Annotated in this window: 8 protein-coding genes; all 8 read right to left on the minus strand. The window is 66.2% G+C overall.

Going from position 1 to position 23,383, the window contains the following annotated elements:
• Positions 1–85: 85 nt before the first annotated feature.
• The gene (gene ntrC, locus AC5P60_RS09015) at positions 86–1,534 is read right to left on the minus strand and encodes a nitrogen regulation protein NR(I) (protein ID WP_062606390.1); all 1,449 of its coding nucleotides are present in this window, start codon (positions 1,532–1,534) and stop codon (positions 86–88) included.
• A complete protein-coding gene (locus AC5P60_RS09020; protein WP_099523406.1) occupies positions 1,527–2,588 on the minus strand; it encodes a two-component system sensor histidine kinase NtrB in 1,062 nt (353 codons plus the stop codon). Before AC5P60_RS09020 ends, ntrC begins: the two co-directional genes overlap by 8 nt.
• Before the next feature lie 114 nt (positions 2,589–2,702).
• Entirely contained in the window at positions 2,703–4,748 is a 2,046-nt protein-coding gene (locus tag AC5P60_RS09025; RefSeq protein ID WP_483693584.1) for a TonB-dependent receptor, read from the minus strand.
• A 107-nt stretch (positions 4,749–4,855) separates the two neighbouring features.
• Positions 4,856–5,170, minus strand: coding sequence for a hypothetical protein (locus AC5P60_RS09030; protein WP_049423150.1), 315 nt, complete (start codon positions 5,168–5,170; stop codon positions 4,856–4,858).
• Positions 5,171–5,279: 109 nt separating this feature from the next.
• Entirely contained in the window at positions 5,280–6,446 is a 1,167-nt protein-coding gene (gene mltA, locus AC5P60_RS09035; RefSeq protein WP_483693583.1) for a murein transglycosylase A, read from the minus strand.
• 67 nt (positions 6,447–6,513) lie between these two features.
• Positions 6,514–7,260, minus strand: coding sequence for an N-acetylmuramoyl-L-alanine amidase (locus tag AC5P60_RS09040; RefSeq protein ID WP_049449259.1), 747 nt, complete (start codon positions 7,258–7,260; stop codon positions 6,514–6,516).
• A gap of 258 nt (positions 7,261–7,518) precedes the next feature.
• Positions 7,519–7,866: a hypothetical protein gene (locus AC5P60_RS09045; RefSeq protein WP_141097922.1), complete on the minus strand. Its 348-nt coding sequence runs from the start codon at positions 7,864–7,866 to the stop codon at positions 7,519–7,521.
• Between the two features lie 10 nt (positions 7,867–7,876).
• Positions 7,877–23,341, minus strand: coding sequence for a hemagglutinin repeat-containing protein (locus tag AC5P60_RS09050; RefSeq protein ID WP_483693582.1), 15,465 nt, complete (start codon positions 23,339–23,341; stop codon positions 7,877–7,879).
• Positions 23,342–23,383 lie beyond the last annotated feature (42 nt).

The raw sequence follows: 23,383 nt of genomic DNA on the forward strand, positions 1-23,383 counted from the left end.
CCTTGCAGATGACACTAAGCGTTGCATCGTCCATGAACGATCAACAGTTCGGCAAGCGGGCGCGAGGATCGCGTGCAGGGGCCGTTCAATGGCCCCCGCGGCGGCGTCCGGCGCCCAGCTTGCGGGTAAGGGTATTGCGGCCAAGGCCCAGGCGGGCCGCGGCTTCGGCACGGCGGCCGTGGGTGATCTGCAGCGCGGCCTCCAGCAGGGCATGGTCGACCCGCTCGCGCACCTGCGCGTGCAGCCCTTCCACGCCTTCGGCCAGCTGACGGCGTGCCCATTCGGCCAGCAGCGCTTCCCACTGCCCTGGATCGGCGCTGGTGGTGCTGCTGCGACGACCGCGCGTACGGTTGAGCGCGGTATCGACGTCGGCCACGCCGATGGTGTCGGCGGCCGCCAACGCCGCCATCCGCCAGCACACGTTTTCCAGTTCGCGCACGTTGCCCGGCCAGTCGTGTTCGCGCAGCGCCTGCAGTGCGGCCGCGGTCAGCCGCTTCGGCGGCGTATCCAGCTTGCGCGCGGCGGCGGCCAGGAACGTACTGGCCAGCTGTGCGATGTCCTCGCGGCGCTCGCGCAGCGGTGGCAGCTGCAGGCGCACCACGTCGAGGCGGTGCAGCAGGTCGGCGCGGAACTTTCCTTGTGCAACCAGCCCTTCCAGGTCCTGGTGGGTGGCGGCGACCACGCGCACGTCGACGCGGATCAGTTCACGGCCACCGACGCGGAAGAACTCGCCCTGCGCCAGCACGCGCAGCAGCCGGGTCTGCAACGGCAGCGGCATGTCGCCGATCTCATCCAGGAACAGCGTGCCGCCATCGGCCTGCTCGAAGCGGCCGATATGGCGGCGCTGTGCGCCGGTGAAGGCGCCGGCTTCGTGGCCGAACAACTCGCTTTCCAGCAGCTCGGACGGGATTGCAGCGGTATTGAGCGCGACGAAGGGCCCCTGCGCGCGCGGTGATTCGCGATGCAGCGCATTGGCCACCAGCTCCTTGCCGGTGCCGGTCTCGCCGGTGATCAGCACCGCCAGCGGTGCCTGCGCCAGGCGACCGATGGCGCGGAACAGCGCGCGCATCGGCGGGGTATCGCCCACCAGTTGCGGCGGTTGGTCGCTATGCGCTTCGGCCGCAGGTGTGGCCGCCGCCAATGCCGGTGCGACGGCCGGCAGCACCCGTTGCGCCAGTGCCACCGCATCGTCCAGATCGAACGGCTTGGACAGGAATTCATGCGCGCCACCGCGGAACGCGCCGGCCGTGCTGGCTACATCGGTATAGGCCGACATCACCACCACCGGCAGCTGCGGCAGCGCGGCCTTGAGCTTGTCCAGCAACACCAGGCCATCGTCGCCGGGCATGCGCACATCGGTGAACAGCAGCGCCGGTGGCGGGCCTTCGCTCAACGCCTGCAGGGCGGGTGCGGCGCTGTCGAAATCGACGACCTGGTAGCCCGCCTCGCGTAGCGCGGTGCACAGCACGAAGCGCACGGCCCGATCGTCATCGACCACCCAGATGCACTGCGGGGACGAAGAGGACTCAGACATCGCGCGGGGCCTCCTCGGCCGGGGCGGCGCCGCTGACGATCGGCAGCAGCAGGGTGAACACGGTATGGCCCGGGCGCGAGCGGTAGGTCAGCGTGCCGCGATGCTCGCGCGCCACCTGCTGGGCCAGCGCCAGACCCAGGCCAGTGCCTTCGGCACGGCCACTGACCAAGGGCAGGAACAGGTGTTCAGCCAGTTCCTCGGGAACGCCACGGCCGTCGTCGGCGATTTCCAGGCGCAACGCCAGCGTGTGCAGCTGTTCGGCAATGCGCACGCCATGCTCCACGCGGGTACGCAGGGTGATGTTGCCGGCGCCGGCCTGGATCGCGTTGCGCACCAGGTTCCAGACCGCCTGGGTGAGGCGGTCGGCGTCACCATGGAATTCGGGAATGCTGGGGTCGTAGTCGCGCTGCAGGCGCACCGCCCAGCCGGCTTCGCTCTCGGCCAGGCGCAGCACGCGCTCCAGCGCGGCATGGATGTTCAGTTCGGCGTGGGGCGCCGCCGGGGCCGGCGACAGCAGCTGGTCGAGCAGGCCGTTGAGGCGCTCGATCTCCGAGCCGATCAGTTCGATCAGCTCACGTTCGCTGGCGTCGCGCTGCGCCGCGCGGCGGGCCAGCAGCTGGGCCGCGCCCTTCAGCCCGGCCAGCGGGTTGCGCAGCTCGTGGGCCAGCCCCTTCAGCGCCGCGCTGAGCGCGCTGGGCAGCGCCTGGGTGGGATCGAGTCCTGGGAACTCATCGACCGGATGCGCCTCCAGCAGCCAGCCGCCATCGTCGCGCCGGCTCATCCAGCCCTCGGCGAAGCGCGGCGCCTCGCCGGGCACCGCCAGCGCCAGCCGGTTCAGGCGCAGGCTGTCGCGCTCGTCGCGGGCCAGGAAATGGGCCAACGCCTCGCCCTGCACTTCCAAGGCGACCAATGGCCGACCCAGCAGGCGCCGGACGCTGACGCCCAGCCAGCGGGCGAAGGCCGGATTGCAGCCGGCAATGCAGCCATCGGCCCCGGCCCAGGCCAGCGGCGTGCCCAGGGCATCGAGGGACGGCGGGGGTGCGGGGTCGGACATTGCACCAATGTAGTGCAAAACGGGGGTCCGGGGTCGGATCCCATTCCGTCAGGAAAGGGCTCTGACCCCTGCCGCAGGTCGAGCAAGCTCGACCACTACCAGATGCGTGGCCGGTTACAGCTTCATGTTCAGGCCGACGAACACGCTGCGGCCCGGGGCCGGCGAGAACATCGGGCGGGCGCTGTCCCAGAAGAAGCTGTCGTACCAGGCGTAGGCGTACTGGCGGCCGGTGACGTTCTTCAGCTGCAGGTCCACGCTGAAACGCGGGGTGAGCTGATAGGCCGCACTGAGGTCGAGCACGGCGAAGCCACCGAACTTGCCGGCCACGTTGCGTTCTTCCAGGTAGTAATCGCCCTGTGCACGCGCCTGCAGGCCCAGCCGCAGCGCATCAGCGGCGCGGTAATCCACACCCAGATTGCTGATATGGCGCGGGGTGGCAGCCACTTCGCGGCCCTGCAGGGAAATGCCGGCATCGCGGTCGTCGCGGGTGATCTTCGCTTCCTGGTAGGCGTGCGAGGCCCATACCGTCCAGTCGTCGCCCAGTTGCAGGCTCAGCTGCGCATCCACGCCGCGTCGGCGGGTCTTGCCCAGGGTGACCGTGGTGCCGGTGGCCGGCATGTTGGATACCTCGTTTTCCGCGTCCTGCTGCCACACCGCCAGGCGTGCCTGGCTGCCGGCAAACGGCTGGAATTTCAGGCCCAGCTCCATGCCGGTGTTGGTGGACGGCTGCATCGGTGCCTGCCCGGGGGTGAGGTAGGCCGGCGCGGTGGACCCGGTCAGTACCTGGAAGGTGCGGCCCCAGTTCGCGTAGACGTGGGTGGTCTGGCCCAGGCTGTGGATGACGCTCAGCTTGGGCTGACCGATGGTGCCGTAGTCCTGCAGGCGTCCGCGGACGCCGTTCATCAGGTGCGTGCTGCCACTGAAGCGATCGATACGATAGGCCGGCACGATCTTCCACGCCTCGGCGGGCCGGTAGATGGCCTGCACGTAGGCGCCCCAGTTGTCGAAGCTGTGGCGGTCGTCGTTCTGCACGCGCACCGGCGGCTGGCTGTAATCCGTCGGTTCGGCGTAGGCGTAGCGCTCGCGGATATAGCCGTTGTCCTGCTGCTCGTAGTTCAAGCCGCCTTCGAGGGTAAGCGCTGGGCTGGCCTGCCAGGTCAGCGTGCTGAGCAGGCCAGTCTGGCGCTCATCCCACACGCGGCGCTGACGCGGCAGGTTGCCGGTGGGCAGGTCGCTGAAGGTCACGCGGCGGTCGTCTTCATAGCGGTTGTAGTAGAGCCGCGTGCCGAAGGTGAGTGCGTCGGACAGCTTCATATCCAGGTGCGCGGCAAGCTGGCGCATGTCGCGGTCATCACCGTCGTTGCCGTTGCGCAGCTCGCTGCCACGGCGGTGCGTGCGCAGTTCCTCGGCGGTCATGAAGCCGGGTTCGTCGGCCTCATGGTGATAGGCGCGCGCGGTCAGGCCCACGCGCAGCCCTTCGTCCAGCGTGCCGAAGAACCACTTGCCGCCCAGCGAGTACTTCCTGGAGGTGTCGTGGTCGCGATAACCATCGCTGGCCTGGGTGCCGACGAAATAGTTCTGCGCGAAGCCATTGGCTTCGCGGCCAACCGCCAGCTGTGCATCACGGGTGTTGTAGCTGCCGTAGGCGAGGCGCGCATCGGTGTAGCTGCCGCCTTGGCGCGTACCGAAGTTCACGTTGCCACCGATGTTGTGCAGCCCATAGCGCGGGTCGTTGGTCCCGCGCACCACTTCGATGTAGCTGATGTCCAGCGGGAACAGCATGTCGATGAAGCGCTGGTTGCCGCTGTTGACGTTGCTGGGGATGCCGTCGATGAGGGTCTTGATGGCGTTGAGGTAGCCCTCGCCGTTGAAGGCGCGGAAGCTGACCTTGCCCGATTCGGCGCCCTGCCGGGTTTCGGTGAGCTGGATGCCGGGCATCTGCCCGAGCAGTTCCCAGCTGTGCGAGACGTTGCGGTTTTCGATCTGGTCTGCACCCAGGACGTCCACCGAGGTCAGCACCTGGTGCGCACTGAGCTGGCCTTCGCCGTGCTGGTGCACCTGCACCTTGCCGAGGGTGAGCGCGGCATCGGCGGACTGTGCGAAAGCTTCAGGGGCGAGCGGCGCGGCCGCCAGGGCGGCCACAAGGGTGGGAGTCTTCATGGGAAGGGGCGGCTGCGGTGAAATGTAATCATATAACATTTCACATGCCCGCTTTTGCAGCGTCGAGCAAGGCTCGGCGCTACAAGGGCGGGTGCCGGGGGCTGGGATTACACCGGGTAGCCGGTGGCTTCCCGCGCCTTCTTCCAGGCGCTTTCGAACTCGCGCGCACTGATCTCGTCATCTTCGTCGAAATCCAGGAACGACACTGGCTGGTCGGCCAGCAGGAAGCGGTCATCGCTGTGGGCGTGCTCGTCGGCCCAGACCATCCTGGTGCCGTAGATTTCCACCTGGCGCACGATCTTCTCGCCACGGGCTTCCATCAGCACGTTGCCCTTGCCCAGGCCCGATTCGGCCCAGTGCTTGTAGTACTTCTTTGCGGCGGACTTCGCGCCGGGTTTTGCGTTGTGCTTTGCGTAGGTCATTGCAGGGGTCCTGGCCGCAGGCGCGGCCGGAAAGTTCGGAATGGCGCCATTATCAGGCATCCGGGGTGAGAGCCCTTCCCTTTGGAAAGGGATCCGACCCCCTGCTGGTTCAGTTCGGCAGGGGCGCGCCCTTCGGCCACAGCATCCAGATATTGCCCTTCTGCTTCATGTCGCCGGCCAGCTTGCCGGCGGCATCCCCGCTGCCCCAGTACAGGTCGGCGCGCACCTCACCGGCGATGGCGCCGCCGGTGTCCTGCGCGGCCACCGGGCGCACCACCGGGGTGCCGTCCGGGCGCGTGGTGGAGAGCCACAGCAGGCTGCCCAGCGGCACCACGCTGCGGTCCACCGCCACGCTGTAGCCGGCGGTAAGCGGCACGTTCAGCGAACCACGCGGGCCTTCCGGGCTGTCCGGGTTGCGCACGAAGAACACGTAGCTGGGGTTGCTGCGCAGCAGTTCCGGCACGCGCGCGGGATTGGCCCGTGCCCAGGCGCGGATCGCGTCCATGGTGACGTCTTCCTTCTTCAGCTGGCCCTGGTCCACCAGCCAGCGCCCGATGGCGCGGTAGGGGTGGCCATTCTGTTCCGCATAGGCCAGACGCACCTGCTTGCCATCGGCCAGGCGCACGCGGCCGGATCCCTGGATCTGCAGCAGCTGCAGGTCCATCGGGTCGGTCAGCCAGGCCAGCACCGGGGCGTTGGCGCCCTTGGACGCGATGGTGCCGGCGTCGTCATAGGGCTTGAGCACCTTGCCTTCGACGCGACCGCGCAGGCGCTTGCCCTTCAGTTCCGGGTAGAGGCTCTCCAGCTGCACCACCACCAGATCATCGGGAGTGCCGTAGACCGGCACCGTCGCCTTGTCGGTGCGGGTCAGGCTGCCGGCATAGATCGGCTCGTAGTAGCCGGTAATCAGTCCGTCGGCCTGGTGGCCACCGGCACGCAGCGCATAGACATCAAGGTCGCGCTGCAGGAACTGGCGGATCGCGGCCGGGTCCTTGTCTGACACCGCTACGGCGGTGGCGCAGGGTTTGGCCCAGACCGCATCGTTCTTCAGGCGGGTGCAGCTGCTGCGCCAGGCAACGAAGCCGGCCTGCAGATCGGTATCGGAGACCGGGGGCAATGCGCTCCATGCAGCCTTGGCATAGGTGGCCGCGGGCGGCGTGACCGGCGTCGGCACTTCAGATCCGGTGCGGGGGGCGGTGGTGGCGCAACCGGCGAGCACGGCCGCTGCCAGCAGGATGCAGTGCCTGCGCTTGAAGAAGGTGGCGGAATCGATCATGCCGCCATGGTGGCGGGCCGGCCGCTGGGCGGCAACCCGGCGCGGGGTCAAGCGTTCATGCGCGGGGTCACGGCGTCTGCAGCAGCAGCGAGTACAGGATGCGCGCGTCTTCGGCATCCAGCGTCTTCGGCAGGTCGTCGCGGCCACGGAAACGGCGGTGGAAGGCGGCGACGGTGGCTTCGCGGTTGTCCAGTGGATAGCCGAAGCGGGCCAGCGCATTCCACGCGTCGAAGCCTTCCGGTGCCGCGCCGTCGGCGGCGCGCGGCCATACCCCGAAGCCAGCCTCGGCCAGCTGTTGCCAAGGGAAGAAGCGGCTCGGATCCTGCTTGCGCGTCGGCGCCAGGTCGGCATGGCCGATCACCTGTCGCGGCGGAATGTTCAGACGCGTGGTGAGATCGCGCAGCAGCACGATCAGCGATTCGATCTGCGCCGCACTGAACGGGCTGCGGCCATCGTTGTCGAGCTCGATGCCGATCGAGGCCGAGTTGAGATCGGTGATGGTGCCCCAGCGCCCCGCGCCCGCGTGCCAGGCGCGGCGCTCATCGGCGACCAGCTGGTAGCGATGGCCATCGGCGCCGACCAGGTAATGTGCACTGACCGGTCCACCGCTGTTGGCCGTGCGCAGCGTATGCAGGCTCTGCTGCACCGACTTCTGCTCGGTGTGGTGGATGACGATGATGACCGGCGTGCGCGCGTTCTGGTTGGGTGATGGCACCCAGGTGGCGAGCGGGTTGTGCTGCACGGGCGCGGTGGCGGTGCAGGCCGCCAGGGCCAGTGCCAGCAGTGTGGAAGCCAGAAGGCGGGGGCTGATCATGGGCAGATTGTAACCATGGACCGCAGCCGTGGTTCGGCGCAGCGCGCCGATCGTCCAGACACCCCTTGGCCCTGAAACCGGATATTCGACAGTCAAAATTCGCCTAATGACCTGCACGAGTCCAGAGGAACAATTGCACGCAGAAAAGCCTGCCCGACACCAGCCACAGCCCCGCCCCCAATAACAACCAAAATAATAAAAAATCCATAATTTCAATCAGACCCTAAAGTACCAATTAGTACCCGCAAACAGCTGACATTAAACTATCACTTCAAATACCAATTCATCCCTAAAAAGCGTAAGCCTTGAAATTTCCGCAATGGACGCAAGGTCTCTCCGGGTCGTCCCTTCGCGAACTACTCCCGAAATGAGGATCTCATCAAAGTATGAGGCAACACCACCAACCCATCCTCCCACGGCCTCATCAAGCAATCTTTCGAGACCAGGTGAACTCACCTCCACCCTAAGATCAGAAAATTGATGATCACGACTATCTACCAGAAAGCATTCCCTACCACGAACAACCAGAAAAGCCCTCAACGATACAACGCTTCCATACAGAGCCGGAAAATCAATACAAGAGAATTTTTTGAAACCATCAGACATTAAATATCACCTATTTACTAGTAATAATTGCTTCGCCAGAGAATTTTCTTTTAAACTCATCAATGGGCGTGAAATACTGCCTGCCCATTGCAGGGTCACGTATGGCAACTACATATTGCCCGTTCCTCATCGTAACACCGTCCACGACAACAGCATGACCTCCTCGATCCAAGCTCATTCTAACGATTGCAGGATCACCCTTCGCTGTTGCTTTCGCGAGCTCTTCAATAGTGACCGACGCCCTTCTGGTTGAAGAAAGTCCGTTGTTTCTTAGGACTTGGGCCAAGGCAGGCATAGTGGTCCCTTCAGCTCTTACATTGGACTGTATGATAATGGCGCCCAGGTCCACCTTTTTACCGGCGGTATCCAGCACCATTGCACAAGAAGTCGGCCCACAGGTGGGAAGCTGTCCCTGGTCAATAAGCAGCCTATCCCCGAAACGCGGGAGACTTGAACTACTTGGGTTGCCCGGCTCAAGTTTGCCGATGACATCGCCTGATGGTGCATCTGAATGAGGCGTTCCATCTTTGACGCCGACTGCTGGCTTCGCACCTTCCACGCCATTCGTTGCGACCTCCCTCTCCAACGCCGCCAGCTTCCTGGCCTTCGCGGCCGCACGCATCGCGGTGACATCACCCAAGCTGACCACGGCCAATGCGACGTCCAGCCCCATGTCACCCTTGGTGAAGCCGTTTGCGGCCACATCGGCCAGGTTCCATTTCTGGTTCAGGCCCAGCTCGTAGGTCGCCGCATCCCAGCCGTTCCCGAAGTAGCCTGAAATGGACGACCAGGCGCCGGCACCCTTTTCCTTCACGACACCCCAGCCGCCAATTTCGCCGATGCGCTGGAAGTCGTTCAAGGCCTGCTTGGTGCTTTCAATGGACATGTAGATGGCATTCATCTTCGCCATGTCCATGACCATTCCACCCGCGTTGGTCACCACGCCAGCTCCCGAGCCCACCTTGTCGAACAGCAGATTCAGTGCCGCGTTGGCTGCCGCCTCCTGTGTCTTCCCATTCAACGCGAGCATGCCGGCGGTGAATGGATCGCAGCGCCCTGCCGCTGCACAGGTGATCTTGTAACGTGCATCCAGCGAGGACGTATGCGTCAGCAGATCGGAGGCGACCTGGCCACCATTGCCCTTCGTCAGTGCCGCCTGGGCCAGATCAAGGCCATTGTCCTTGATCCATCGCAGATAGGTGGAGTCATTCTGGGTAAGTGACCAATAGGCGTCACCCAGCTTCGTCTGCTCTGCGCGGCAGGCAGGCGAATCGGGAGCCGCGGTACATGCAGCAATCAGTGCCGCATTGCGCGCGTCCGACAGTGCTGCCAGCTCCTTCTGTTCGCCGCAACGCTCCCCGCTCTTCATGCAGCTCAGCATGGCGTCGAGGAATTGCATGCGCTCGGCATGATTCAGGTAGTTGTTCTCGACGGAGTTCCTGGCGATGGTGGCTCCCAACGCCGCACCCATGGCTCCGTCTCCACCAATCCCCCCTGCCATCGCGCCGACCGCCTGGCCCAATGCCTTGATCTGCTGTTCCTGCTCCGGAGTCAGCTGCCCGCCATTCTGCCGCGCGTAGTAGTCACCCAGGAATTTGGCTGCCAGTTCACCCCCTCCGGCAGCAGCGGCTCCGGCACCCGCGGAACCCCCATTCGCCTCCGCAAGCAGCGCGCCCAGAAGCGCATGCGAGAGCATCTGCATCGCCTCACTGGGGACGGCGCTCTGCTTGTTGGGATCGAATGTCTTTCCAATCAGCTCAGCGGCGTAGGGCGCGAGTGTGTTCGAGATGACCTGACCACCTGCCTGCCCTGCCACGCCGCCGACCAGCGCGTTGGAGACCGCGTTGAGCGCACGGCCATAGGTACCGTCGGGTGCCCACTTCTGCTGCGTGACCAGCGCATCAGGGTAAGAGCTGTCAAAGCCTGCAAGGGCGGTGTACTGGTCCTTGGGACTGAGGTTGGCAAAGGTCTCCTTCTCTGCGGCGCTCTTACCCTCCAGGTAGGCATCGGTGATCTTGTTGATCCCGTAGCTGCCAATGTCCGATGCGATCTGCTTACTGGTGGCAAGAACCGTGCTTGCTGCGTTCGCCAGCGCCTGCTGGTCGGCCAGCATCTTGTTGGCATCCGGCATCGCCTCCAGCGCACGGTGTGCCGCTGCAGCATCGGTATTGACACCAAGTTCGGCCGCCGTGGTCTTCCTGCCGCCAATGGTGATATTGCCCTCGGTCAGTGTTGCACGCGTGCTTGAGCTGTCGCTGCCACTTTCATGCATCGGCAGTCCACCGCCGAACGCGACACCATCCACGCTGCCGAACGTTCCGGATTTGATGTTGCTGCCGATACCCTGCAGCTGCTCAACCGCTCCCACACCCTTGTCCGTCGGGCCCTTGCCGCTGCTGCCGAAGCCACCACTGATGCTGCCCGACGTGGCCTTGTAGTCCATGTGGTTCTGCAGGTCGGTGAACGTCAACGAGCCCGCAGTCAGTTCACTGTTGCCCGCATTGGTGCTGGCAATCGCGCCGCCCAACAGGTTCACGTGACCTGCATCGACGTGGTACCCGCCATTGCCGGCAAACAGGCCGCTCTGCTGGCCAACACCCTGATAGCTGCCGTTGGCCTTGCCCGCACTGGCATACCCGTCAGCATTCCATGCGGTACCGAACGACACCTGCACGCGACCGCCCACTTGGCTGTTCTTGGACATGCTCTCGGCGATGTCCTGCAGCGATTCGATGGTCAGCGTGCCACCGGTCTTCACGTCGATGCGGTCGGCGGTGCCGGTCGCGCCACGGAGAGTGGTATCGCCCTCGGCCTTCATCGAGATGTTCTTGCCGGTCAGCGTGGTGTTCTGCCAGGTGCTGCTCTCGGCGTTGGACTTGCTGCTGCCGACGCTGGCTTCGGCGTAAACGTACACGCCGGTCTGCGCGCCCACTGCAACGCCCACGCCGACCTCGGCGCCGGCGTTGCTGCTCTTGCTGCGGTCGGCTACATGCGCCTTGCCTGCTTCCAGCAGGATGTCACCAGCCGAATCCAGGCTGAGCGTGTTGCCCGCGCTCAGATTGCCCTGCACCACGTGGATGTCGCCCTGGGTGCTGGTCAGGTTGACGTTGCCACCCCCCTGGATGGTGGAGCCGCGCGAGACTTGGCTGTTGCCGTCGGCATTGCTGCTGGAGGTCTTGAACCCGACGCCGGCCTCGGCACTGAGCAATGCCCCGCCTCCGCCTTTGCCGGCCATGCTGGAGATGGCACTGGCGGCCTGATAGGCATTGGCACCAGCGGCAAGGCCCTGCATCTTCTGCAGGCGGTCGTCGGACTTGCGGGCGGCGTCGACATTGTTGAGCAAATCGATCAATGGCGACTTCACCCGCGCGAAGGCACCGATCTTCAGGTCCTTGTCGCTCTGCGAGTAGTGACCACTTTCGTCAGCGGTCAGCAGCTCGATCTCGGCAGCGGTGATGTCCACGTCCTTCGCTGCCACCACATTGCTGGCGCTCTGCGTGTACTTGCCACCTGCGGTGAGGTTGACGTTGCCGCCGAGGCTGCCGACGGTGCTGGCCACCTGTGAGACCTGCGCGTTGTCATCGCGATGATTCTCGCGATGCCAGCCGGAGAACTTCTCGGTATCGGAGATCTGCACAGTGCCGATCGCCTTGCTGTCCGAGCGGTTGGCATTGCTGACCGTGTCCTGCCCACTACGGATCGTCAGGTCGCCCGCAGCGCGGATGCTGACGTCCTTTTCCGCCGCGATGCTGGCGGCGGTCAGGCTGATATCGCCCTCGGTGGTGGCCATGCGTACACCACCACCCACCGACAGCTGTGTGCCGGTGATGGTATCGCTCTGGCCGGCGCCCTCGCTGCGCGAATTGTTGGTGCCAAACGGCAGACCGGCGGAGTTGGTGGCGATACCCCAACCCTTGCCCCGGCTGTCGCTGTCACTGCGCTCGGTGTTGTGCGCGACATCGAACACGATGTCCTTGGTGGCCAGCAGGACAGCATTGCCCTCGGCCGTCATCTGCGCACCCTGGCTGGTGATCGAGCCGCCATTGGCGATCAGCGAGAGATTGCCGCCAGCATTGAGGTTGCTGACCCGGGCGTCACTGGTGGAGTGGCTCTGGTTGCTGTTCGAGCGCTGGCTGCCGGCCGTGATCGCCGGCAGCACGGCCGCCGACACGCCGGCCGCTACGCCTTCAGCGGTACGCGTGATCCGGCCCATCATCGTGCCACTGTCGGCCATGCCTTCGGTGGCGTTGTCGCGTGCAGTGCGGTACGCCTTGGCCGGGTCGTAGGTGACGCCCACCGAGAACCCGCTGGACTTGCTCGACTGGCTGGCCTGCGTATCCACCGTATCCTGGCGGGCGAGCAGGTTGATGTCCTTGCCGACCAGGGTCAGGTCCTTGCCTGCGGCCACGTCGGACGCGGCGATCGTCAGCTGGTTGCCGGCGTTGATCAGCACGCTGCCTTCGCGCGAGGCGATGGCGGAGCCGACCTGAGTGGTCGACTTCTCGGCAGAACTGCTGCTGTTCTTCGAGCTGCCGTAGCCGATCGAAGCAGTTCCATTGGAGAAGCCACCGGTGAAGCCGGACTTCTTCCTGCTCTCGCTGGACTCACTGCTGTGATGGTCTTCCGCAGAAGTGATCAGCACATTGTTGCCCGCACCGAGGACCACTGTGCCGGTGGCATCAACCACCGCGCCTACGGCGGTCAGATCGCGGCCGGCGGTGACGCTCACGCTCTCGCCCATCAGGCCGGTGCCAATGGCGTAGCTGTCGCTGCTCTCGGCGTGGCGGGTGGTGGTGGTGCTCGACAGGGTCTTCTTTTTCTTGTCGTAGCTGTCCAGGCTGAAGTCATGCGTTTCGTTGGCCGAAAGCAGGTTGACGTCGCGACCGGCCGCCACACTCAGCGTGCCATCCGAGCTGGCAACCTGGGTGGCAGTCAGGTTGATATCGCGGTTCGCTCTCAGCACTACATTGTCGCCAGCCTGCAACTGGCTGCCACGCGCGGTCTCGTCACTCTGGCTGATCTGCAGCGAACTGCGCTTGCCACCGGCACTGAAATCACTGCTGCGGCTGTCTATCAGCACCTGGCTGTTGATGTCACCACCGGCCTGCAGGGCCATGCCGCCATCGGTCTTGATGCGGGTTGCGGCCAGGTTGATGTCCTTGCCCGCCGCCAGCACCACATCGCCAGCGCCCTCAATCGACGTCACCGCATGCGTGGTCTGGCTGTTGCTGGTGTGGTTGCGGCTGTCGTGGTTCAGCGCACTGCTCTGGCCCAGCGTCTGCGCAACCAGTTCCAGGTTGCCACCGGCAACCAGCTGGGTGATGCCGTGGGTACCAGCATTGCGGATCTCCGCTGCCTTGAGGCCGATATCACCGCCGGCCACCACCGACAGCACGCCATCGCCACCGGGGTTGGTGACATACAGGCCGGCCACGCGATCCAGCGTGGTCTTCTGCTGCGACAGGCGGTCGCCCTGGTCCTTCCATTCCGAGGTGGTCGAGGCCACGGTGATGTTGCCACCGGCCTTCAATGCAATGGCATCGGTGGCCTTGACGGTACTGCCGATGATGTCGATGTCCTGGCGCGCCGACAGGCCCACCTGCGCACCGCTGATCTGGCCGCCGGACAGGTTGCGGATGTTGCCGGCATCGATGCTGACCAGCTGCCGGCCGGCAACCGTGCCGCTGTTGACCAGGTCGCCGCGCAGCTTGACGTCCACCTCCGCACCGGCCAGCAGGGCGCCGTCGTTGCCGAGGTCGCCCGGCATCACCCGCAGGTAGACCTGCGGCACCAGCGCGCGCACCACCGAGCCATCGGCCAGGGTGACGTCCTTTTCCACCAGCCAGACGATGTCGCTGGTCAGGCGTGCCATCTGCTCGGCGGTCAGCGCCACGCCGGGGCGCAGGCCCCATTCGCTGGCGACCGTGGCACCGGCCTCCAGCAGTGCGCGGTACTGCTCCTCGTCGCTGGCATGACCGGTAAGGAAGCGGCGGCCGGTGAGTTCGCCGATCTGCTCGCGCACCAGCTTCTGCTCGTAGAAGCCGTCGCCCAGGCGTTTCTGCGTCTGCGAGGGCTCGAAGCCTGCGCGCTGCAGCAGGTAATCCGAGCTGAGCCAATCGCGATAGCTGGCAAAGCGCGGGTCGGTTTCCACGATGTGGTTGCCACGGTTGGCATCTACATTGAACAGGCTGGCGGTGGGTGCACTGGCATTCGGGCTGGTGGTGACCACCACGCGCGGATCAGCACCGGTTGTCGTCGTGGCCTGCTTGCCATCCACTGCGGCATTGCCACCGCTGCCGGCATGCTCTCCGGCGCGCACTGCCGCCGGGCCGTTGGCATTGGCCTGCCCGGCCTGGGCGGCACTGATGCCCTGCGCCGTGCCAGCACCCGCCCCGGCGTTGCCGGCCTGGCCGGGGCCCTGGGCACCCGCCGCGTCCGCGCGCACGCCGTCGGTCTGGGCGACCGCCTGCTGATGGCCACCGTTGGCGCCCTGCGCCGCGCCAGCGGTGCCCGGCCCCTGTGCGTCCACGCTGCCGGCACCCTGTCCTGTGCTCTGGCCGGGCCCCTGCACGCTGCCCGCGCCGGGGCCGACCGCACCTGCACCGCGGCCGTTGGTATCCAGCTGCGCGGTGCCCTTGCCACCACCGGCGTTGGGGTTGCTGCCCCCGTTGTTGTCGTTGCGCAGGTTGCCGACATCGATGGTGAGCTTGCCACCGGCGGTTATCGACGAACCCAGCGCGCCGGTCTTCTCGGTGATCGGTGCCGCCTTCCAGCGGCTGGAGGAGCCACCGTAGGTGATGGACTGGTTGTCGAAAGTGCTGGTACGGGTCAGCTGCTCGGCAGCATTGATCACCTCGGACTGATCGCGGTTCAGGCCGACGATGGCCAGGTCGCGACCCGCGGCGATGTTGGCGAAACGGTTCTCCAGCCGATCGGTGCTGATCCGCATGTTGCCGCCCGCGTTGATCACGGCGTTGTTGCCTGCCGAAACCACCACGTCTTCCACGGTGGTGCGGGTGGCAATGCGGGTCTTCTCGTTGCCGCTGGTCTCCTGCGGGTGACGCTGCATGTTGATCAGCGTCGCGTCCGGATTGTCATAGTCCGGATAGGTGATGATCTGCACGCAGGTCGTGGTGCAGGTGCCATAGGCGTTGTTGTACCGGAGGGTATCGGTCACGTACTCGATCGGCGGCGACCCCGGACCACGGGTGGACAGATCGCGGAAGGGATCTTCCGCGCCTGCGCCGAGCTGATCGGGATTGTTGCGGTTGTCGGCGCGGCTGACGTAGTAGATCGTGACCGTGCCGTCCTGCACGCTCAGGCGCTCACGTGACGCGCGTGCGCCATGCACGCCACCGCGGGCGAACGCATAGGCGCTGGTGTTGCTGGACAGCCGGATCACCGCCTTGCGGATCTGCTGGCCATCCGGAGTGACATAGGGGGTGTCTTCGAGGATGTCCGCCGGGTTGAGGTAGTAGATCTCATACGGCTGGTAATTCGAGGTAGCGCGGAAATCCCGGTTGTTGTTGTTGGCGTTCTTGAACCAGCCGGGTTGTTCCAGCCGCACCGGTGCATGCACGGTGGTGACCTTCTCCACGACCACGTTCTCGCGGATGTTGTTCACCGCTAGCGCGGACAGGTCCAGGTTGCCGCTGACCTCGATGGTGGAGCCGATGTTGTCGACCTTCTGCGCGCTGCCTACCGCGCCCAGACCGTTCAGGGCACCGCCGATGGCGGCGTCGCCATCGCTGAAGATCAGGCTCTTGCCGCTGTTGGTCAGCGTGCCGACGCCGAGGTCCAGGCGCTGGCGCGCAGCGATGGTACCTGCACGGTCCACACCACCGATGTTGGCTGCCACGTTGTTGAGCGAGCTCGCCTGGATGGCGACGCGGTCACCGTAGATGCGGCCGCTGCCGATGTTGTCGACGGTCGCAGCGGTGATATGGGTGACGTTGCCGTCCAGCAGGCCGTAGTTGACCAGCGCGCCGCCCGCTGCAAGGCGGGTCAGGCCGATGCTGCTGATCTCGCCGGTGGAGGCGTTGGTGATGTTGCCCGCATTGATGTTGACGTTGGCGCCGGCCAGTTTGCCGGTGTTGTCCAGGTTGCCCTGGATGGACAGGCTCAGCGTGCCGTTGGCCACCATCTCGCCACGGTTGGTGTGGCTTTGGCCCAGCTCCAGAGTCATGTCACCCTGCGACATCAACCGGCCATCACCGATGATCTCGCGGGTGCGGAGGGTCTGCTGCCTGCCGGCCACCAGGGTGCCGCCGCTGTTGACCAGGGTATCGGCGCGGACATCGGAGCCCAGCGCCGCCGACACCAGGCCACCGCTGTTGTCCAGGCGCTGGTTCACCTGCAGCACGAGGTTGTCGGCAATCACCTGGCCGTTCTGGTTGTCCAGGTTGCTCGTGGTCACCTGCAGGGTCTTGCCCTGCAACCCCAGTGCAGGACCATTGCCCGGGCTGAGCGTATTGCGGTTGTCGACACGGCCGGCCTGCAGGTCGAGGCGGCCGGTCGCGGCCACCAGGCCGCCACTGTTGAGCAGCGCGCCCTGCAAGCTGATGTCGGCATTGCCACCGGCGGTCACGCTGCCACCGGTGTTGGCCAGCTGCTGCGCGCGCAGCAGCAGGTCGGCCGCGCTCACCAGCGAGCCGCCGCCACTGTTGTCGATGTTGGTGGCCTGCACGTCGGCGCCGGCCTTGGCGGACACCGCGCCACCACGGTTGTCCAGATCGCCGCTGCGGATCTGCAGCGTGCCATTGCTGACGATGCCGTTGCCGTTGGAACCGGCATTGGTCAGCCGCTGTCCGGCGGTGTTGATGCTGAGGGCTGCCGCCGACTGCAGCAGGCCGCCGGTGTTGTCCAGGGCACCGCTGCGCAGCTCTGCGTTTCCGGAAAGGCTGGCAATGATGCCGCTGCGGTTGTCCAGCGCCTGGCCGCGGGTATCCAGCTGCAGGTCGTTGGCGATGATCCGGCCACTGTTGTTGTTCAGGCCGCTGGCCGAGACCTGCAGGTGCTTGCCGGCCTGGACCAGGCCGCCCTGGTTGCGCAGCGCATCGGCGCTGGTCAGCTGCATGTCCTGACCAGCAGCCACGGTACCACCATCGTTGTTGATGGACTGTGCCTCGGCCAGCAGTGCGCCACCGGCAGACAGGGTGCCCTTGTCGCTGTTGTCGAGCATGCCGTCGACGCGCACAGTCAATGCGCTGCTGCCATCGCTGTGCACGATGCCGCCGCGATTGTCGAACGCGCCTGCGGTGAGGGTGGCGTCTCCTGTGGTCACGATGCGGCCACCGCGATTCTCCAGCGCGTGGGTGATCGCCAGGGTGGTGATACCGCCGCCGGCAGCCTGGATCGTGCCCCGGTTGTTGAGCAGCTGCGCGCTGCGCAGATCCAGCGTGCCATTGCCGGCAAGCGTGCCACCGCTGTTGTCCAGCCTGTCGCGCGCGGACACCTTCAATGCATCGCTGCCAGAGGCGATGATCGAACCGCCCGCGTTGAGCAGCGTGCCTGTATCCACGGCGATGCGGGTAGCCGACAGCGTGCCGTCACGCAGGTCGGTGGTTTCGCCGGTCAACTGCAGGGCGCCATTGCTGAGCAGCTTGCCGCCCTGGCCATTCAAGGTGTGTGTGTTGATGGCCAGCATGCCGGTGCCAGCTTGCTGCACGGTGCCGCCGGCATTGCCGAACACTGCACTGGTCAGTGTCAGGTCGCCATTGCTGGCGATCAGGCCGTTGCCACCGTTGTCCAGTGACGTGGTGGCCTGCACGGTACTGGCCTGCGCGCCCGTCGCCAGCAGCTTGCCGTTCTGGTTGTCGAAGCGGTCGACGTTGAGGGCGAAGTGATCGGCAGTGAGGGTGGCGCCGCGATGGTCCACGGTCACTGCATCCAGCTGCAATCCGCCTGCCGTGGCGATGCTGCCGCCGGCGCCGTCCAGCTGGGTGGCCTGTACGGTCAATACGCCCTTCCCTGCATGGACGATGCTGCCCGCGGCATTGACCAGTTGCCCGGCATCGACACGCAGGTTGCCGGCATTGCTGGCGAGGGTGCCGCCGCCGTTGTTGAAACGGCCGGTGACGGTGATCCGGCTGTCGGACGTACCTGCCGAACTTAAGGTACCGCCCGCATTCGACAGCGAACCGGCGCTGATCTGCTGCGCACCGTTGGCAGCGATGGTGCCGCCGTCATTGCCCAGCGCGCCGCGTACCTGCAGCGACATCGCCTGGTTGCCGGTAGCGGTCAGCGTGCCCGCCGTGTTGTCCAGCTGGCCGGCCTCGACGCTGACCTGCTGCGCGGCCGTGGTGCCCGCACTGAGATCGATGGTCTCGCCCTTCAGTTGCAGCTCGCCATTGCTGACGATGCGGCCGGCATGACCCTGCAGCGTGTCGGCATCGATCTGCAACAGGCTGTCGCCCGCCTGCTCGATGCTGCCGGTGCGGTTGTCCAGCGAAGCCGCTGACACGCGCATGCCCGCACCGCTGGCGATGACACCCTTGTTGCTGTTGTCGAGCAGGCCATCGGCCTTTGCCACCAGGCGTGCAGCGCTGTGCAGCGTGCCGCCCTGGTTGTCGATGCTGCCGGCGGTGATGCCGAGCTCGCCGTTGGCCAGGATGCGACCGCCACGGTTGTTGAGGTTCTGGCCGATGTTCAGCTGGCTGGCCGCTGTACCGGCGGACTGCAGCGTACCGCCAGCATTGACCAGCTCGGCGCTGCGCAGGTCCAGCCCACCGTTGCTGGATACGGTGCCGCCGCTGTTGTCGATGCGTTCGCGCGCGCTCAGCCGCAGCATGTCGCCGCCGGTCGCGGTGAGCGTGCCGCCGGCGGTGATCAGGGTGCCGGTATCCATCTCGATCCGCTTGGCCGAGGTGACACCCGCCCGCAGGTCGGTGGTGGTGCCCTTGAGCAGCAGGCTGCCATTGCTGACCAGCGTGCCGCCCGTACCGTTGAGCGTTCCAGTATTGATCGAAAGCACGCCTTCGCCAGCGTGCTGCACGGTACCGCCGGCATTGCCGAACACCGCCGCCTGGATGCCCAGGTCGCCATTGCTGGCCAGCAGGCCTCCCTCACCGTTGTCCAGGCTGCCGACCACGTCGATCCGGCTGCCCTCCGCGCCAGTCGCCATGACCTTGCCGGCGCGGTTGTCGAATGACTGTGCGTCCAGCGCGATGCGCTCGGCCTGCAGGGTAGCGCCGCGATGGTCCACGCTGCCCGCCTGCAGGGTGATGGCGCCCGCGCTGGCGATGGTGCCGCCCTGGCCATCCAGTTGCCTGGTGCGCAGCAGCAGGCCCTGGCTGCCGGCATGGCTGAGCGTGCCCTTGACGCTGGCCATGCTGCCGGCGTCGATCTTCAGCGCCGCGCCATTGCTGGCCAGCATGCCGTTGCTGTTGTCGAACAGGCCGTCGATGCGGAGCTCAGTGGACGCGCTGCCGGCCGAACTGAGCGTGCCGCCACGGTTGGAGAGCTCACTGGCTTCGATGTGCTGGGCACCGTTGCTGGCAATGGTGCCGGCGTCGTTGGCCAAGCGACCGCTGATCTGCATCGCCAGCGTTCCACTGCCCGTAGCGCGCAGCGCACCCGCACTGTTGTCCAGGCTGTCGGCCACGATGTCGAGCTGCTCGGCCGCCACGGTACCGCCGCGGAGGTCCAGCGACCCGCCCTGCAGATCCAGCGCGCGGGCAGTACCGATACTGCCGCCCTGGCCCGACAGTGTTTCCGCCTCGATGTGCAGGTTGCCGTTGGCAGAGATCGATCCGCTGCGGTTCTCCAGCTGTGCAGCCCGGATCGCAGAGGCCGCTTCACCGGCCGCAATCAGCTTGCCATGGTCGTTGACGAAGCGCCCTGCGCGTACGTCGATGGCGCCATTGCTGCCCAGCGTTCCGCCGGTATTGTCGAGCAGGCTGCGGGCCTGCAGCTGAAGGGGCTGGGCGCCCAGCGCGCTCAACTGACCACCTGCCGTGATCACGCTGTCACCATCGATGCTGATGCGTTGCGCCGTCGTGGTGCCGTCGCGCAGATCGAGGCTGTCGCCCTGCAGGTCCAGCGAACCATTGCTGAGCAGGGTGCCACCGGCACCGGTCAGGTCCTGCGTGGTGATGGCCAGGCTGCCGGAACCGGCCTGCTGCACGGTTCCCCCGGCATTGCCGAAGGTGCGCGCGTGGATATCCAGATTGCCGTTGCTGGCGAGGGTGCCACCATTGCCGTTGTCCAGGGTGCCCTGCACGCGCAGCGTATTGCTGCCGGTGCCAGTGGCGACGATGCGTCCGCCCCGGTTGTTCCACCCGGCTGCCGTGATGTCCAGTTGCGTGGCGGTCAGCGACGCGCCCTGGTGATCGACTTCGGCCGCGTTGAGCTGCAGTGCGCCGGCGGTGGCGATCTGTCCCTTCGCGCCGTCCAGGCGCCCGGTGTCGATGACCAGACCGGCGGTACCTGCATGGCTGAGCGTGCCACCTGCGTTCATCAGGGCGCCGCTCTGCAACTTCAGGTTGCCCGCATTGCTGGCAATGCTGCCGCCGCTGTTGTCGAGGGTGCCGTCGACCCGGATCTGCGACGCCGCGGTACCGGCCGAGTTGAGCGCGCCGCCGCGGTTGGACAGCGCGCCCGCGTGGATCTGCTGGGCGCCGTTGGCACTGATGCTGCCGCCGTCGTTGCGCAGCAGGCCCTGCACCTGCAGCTGCATCGCATTTTCGCCCAGTGACAGCAGGCTGCCGCCACTGGTGTCCAGCCCGGCAGCGTCGATCTTCACGTCACGGGCGCGGGTGCTGCCCTTCTGCAGGTCCAGCTGCTGCCCACTCAACTGCAGCTGACCGTTGCTGGCAATGCTGCCACCGGTCCCCTTCACCGAGGTCGCGTCGATCTTCAGCGTGCCGGTGCCGGCGTGGTCGATGCTGCCGCCCTCGTTCAGCAGGCCATCGGCCGTGATGTCCAGGTCGCCATTGCCGGACAGCAGGCCGCGCTGGTTCTGCAGCCGCTGGCTGGCATGGATGCGGCTGGTGCCGGTGCCTGCGGCGATCAGCTTGCCGCCATCGTTGATGACGGTGCCGCCGTTGATGTCCAGCGCACCATTGGCACCCACGGTGCCGCCGCTGTTGTCCAGGGTGCGCGCGACCTGCAGGCGCAATGCATCACTACCCGTCGAGGTCAGCGTGCCGCCCGCGGTGGTCAGGTCGCCGGCACGTACATCGATGCGCTGTGCAGCGGTGGTGCCATTGCGCAGGTTGAGGGTATCGCCGTGCAGCTGCAGGATACCGTTGCTGAGGACGGTGCCGCCCTGGCCCTGCAGGTTGGTGGTGATGCGCAGGTTGCCGGTACCCGCCTGCTGCACGGTACCTGCGGCATTACCAAAGGATGCTGCGTCGATCTGCAGGTCGGCATTGCTGGCCAGCAGGCCACCGTCGCTGTTGTCCAGATGATTGCGCACGCTGAGCGTACTGGCCTGCTGGCCGGTGGACAGCACGCGGCCGCCACGGTTGTCGAAGTCCTGTGCCGTCAGCTCGAGCTGGCGGGCGACCAGCTGCGCGCCGCGGTGGTCGGCACGGCCCAGCAGCAGGTCTGCCGCGCCTGCGGTAGCGATGCTGCCCTGTACACCCTCCAGTACCTCCGCTCGCAGCAGTAGCCCTTCGCTGCCGGCGTGGTTGATGTTGCCCTTCGTGTTGACCAGGGTGCCGATGTCCAGACCCAGGCGCGTGGCATTGCTGGAGATGCTGCCCTCGCCGTTGTCGAGCTGACCGATCGTCCAGGTCGTCGCCGCGCTGCCACCGTGGGCAAGGCTGCCGCCACGATTGATCGCCGACTGCGCCTTCAACTCGAAGCCACGGGCGAAGGTCATGCGGCCGGCGCTGTTGTCCAGCTGCTGCACCTGCGCGCTGGCCGCACCCTGGACCTGCAGGGTGCCGCGCATGTTGCGCAGCGCCTGTCCCTGTACCTGCAGGGTACTGGCGCCCAGCGTACCGTCGCTGTTGTCGAGGCTGTTGCGGGCGCTGAGCTGCAGGTCACCGCTGGCTTCAATGCGGCCACCGTCGTTGCTCAGGGTTCCGGCGATGTTGAGCATGCCGGTTGCCAGGGGCGGGAGCGGCGTGACCGGCGGGGTGCCGGTGCCCGGAGAGCCGCTGCCTGGGGTACCCGTGCCGGGCGTGCCGGTGCCCGGATTGCCCGTACCGGGCGTACCGGTGCCAGGCGGGGTACCGGTGCCGGTACCCGGCGAGACGCTGGCCACGTTGCCGATGCGGCCCTGCAGATTGCTGACATCGGCCGCCTGCAGCTGCAGCGCCTGCGTTCCGAGCTGTTCAATGCTGCCGCCACGATTGCGCAGCGCATCGGCGTTCACTTCGATGCGGCGCGCATTGAGCGTGCCACCACTATTGTCGACGTCTACCGGGGTCTGCACGCGCAGCTCACGCTCGGCACTGAGCGTGCCGGCATTGGCAATCCCGCCGCTGGCGTCGATGCGGGTGTCCTGCTGCGCATGCATCGCGCCGACATTCTCCAGCCGGCCATCGGCGGTGACTACCAGTTCACCGGCCTGCGCGCCGATCTTGCCGGCGTTGCGCACGCCCACGCCGTGTTCGTTGCCGACCAGCCAGATCCGATTGGCGTACATGCCGCCCAGTGCGCCCACGTCCAGCGCGAAGACGGGCGCCGCCGAAGCTGGCTTCTGCGCCTGGACACTGCTGTGATCGGCACTGACCACGTTGCTTCCCAGGCTGGCCTGCAGCTGGTTGGCCCAGATGCCGGCGTTGACCTGCAACGAACGGGTGATGATGTCGGTGTAGTCGGCGCGACTGGTATCCAGGCCTGCACCACCGACTCCGATGCTGCCGCCTTCCACGCGATACCCGTCCAGCACGCCATTGGTGACGATCGGCGTGCCGGTGGTGAGGGTCACCCGGCTGGCGTTGAGGAAGCCTGCGCCATTGACCTGGATGCCGGCCGGGTTGGCGATGACCACCTGCGCCCGCGCACCCGCGACCTCCACGTAGCCATTGAGGTGGCTGGGGTTGCTGCTGTTGACCTCGTTGAGGATGACACGCGCGGTACCGGTGGCCAGCCACGGATTGCCCTGCACCCAGCCACCCAGCTGGGTCTGCACGTCGCCGCGCGAGTTGTTGAGGATGACACCCTGCTGGCCGACGTCGAACTGCTGGTAGGTGTTGCGCGACACACCGCCGGCGCTGGGCGTGGTGATGTTCACCTGCGGCGTGCCGTTGGCCGAGGTGATCACCGTCGGGCGCTGGTTTGCCGGTGCGCCGGGGTCGGCGGCAATACGGCCGCGATCAGCCGGCGCCTGCTGCGCGGACAGCGGCTGCACCAATCCCACCCAGCCCAGCACCAGCCAGAGCGCGAAACTGATCGGCCGCAGGGTGCCGACGGTATTGCCGCCGCGGTGGTCTATCCCGCCGTGCGCAGCGTTGACCAGCTCGGAGGCGACCTGCATGACGCCGAGCGTACGGTTGAAGACCAGACGGTAGACTTTGTTCACGGCGCTGATTCCTTTCGGTGCTGTTGGGTTGTATGCGCAGCA

The organism is Stenotrophomonas sp. YJH_SMC_120, assembly GCF_059368675.1.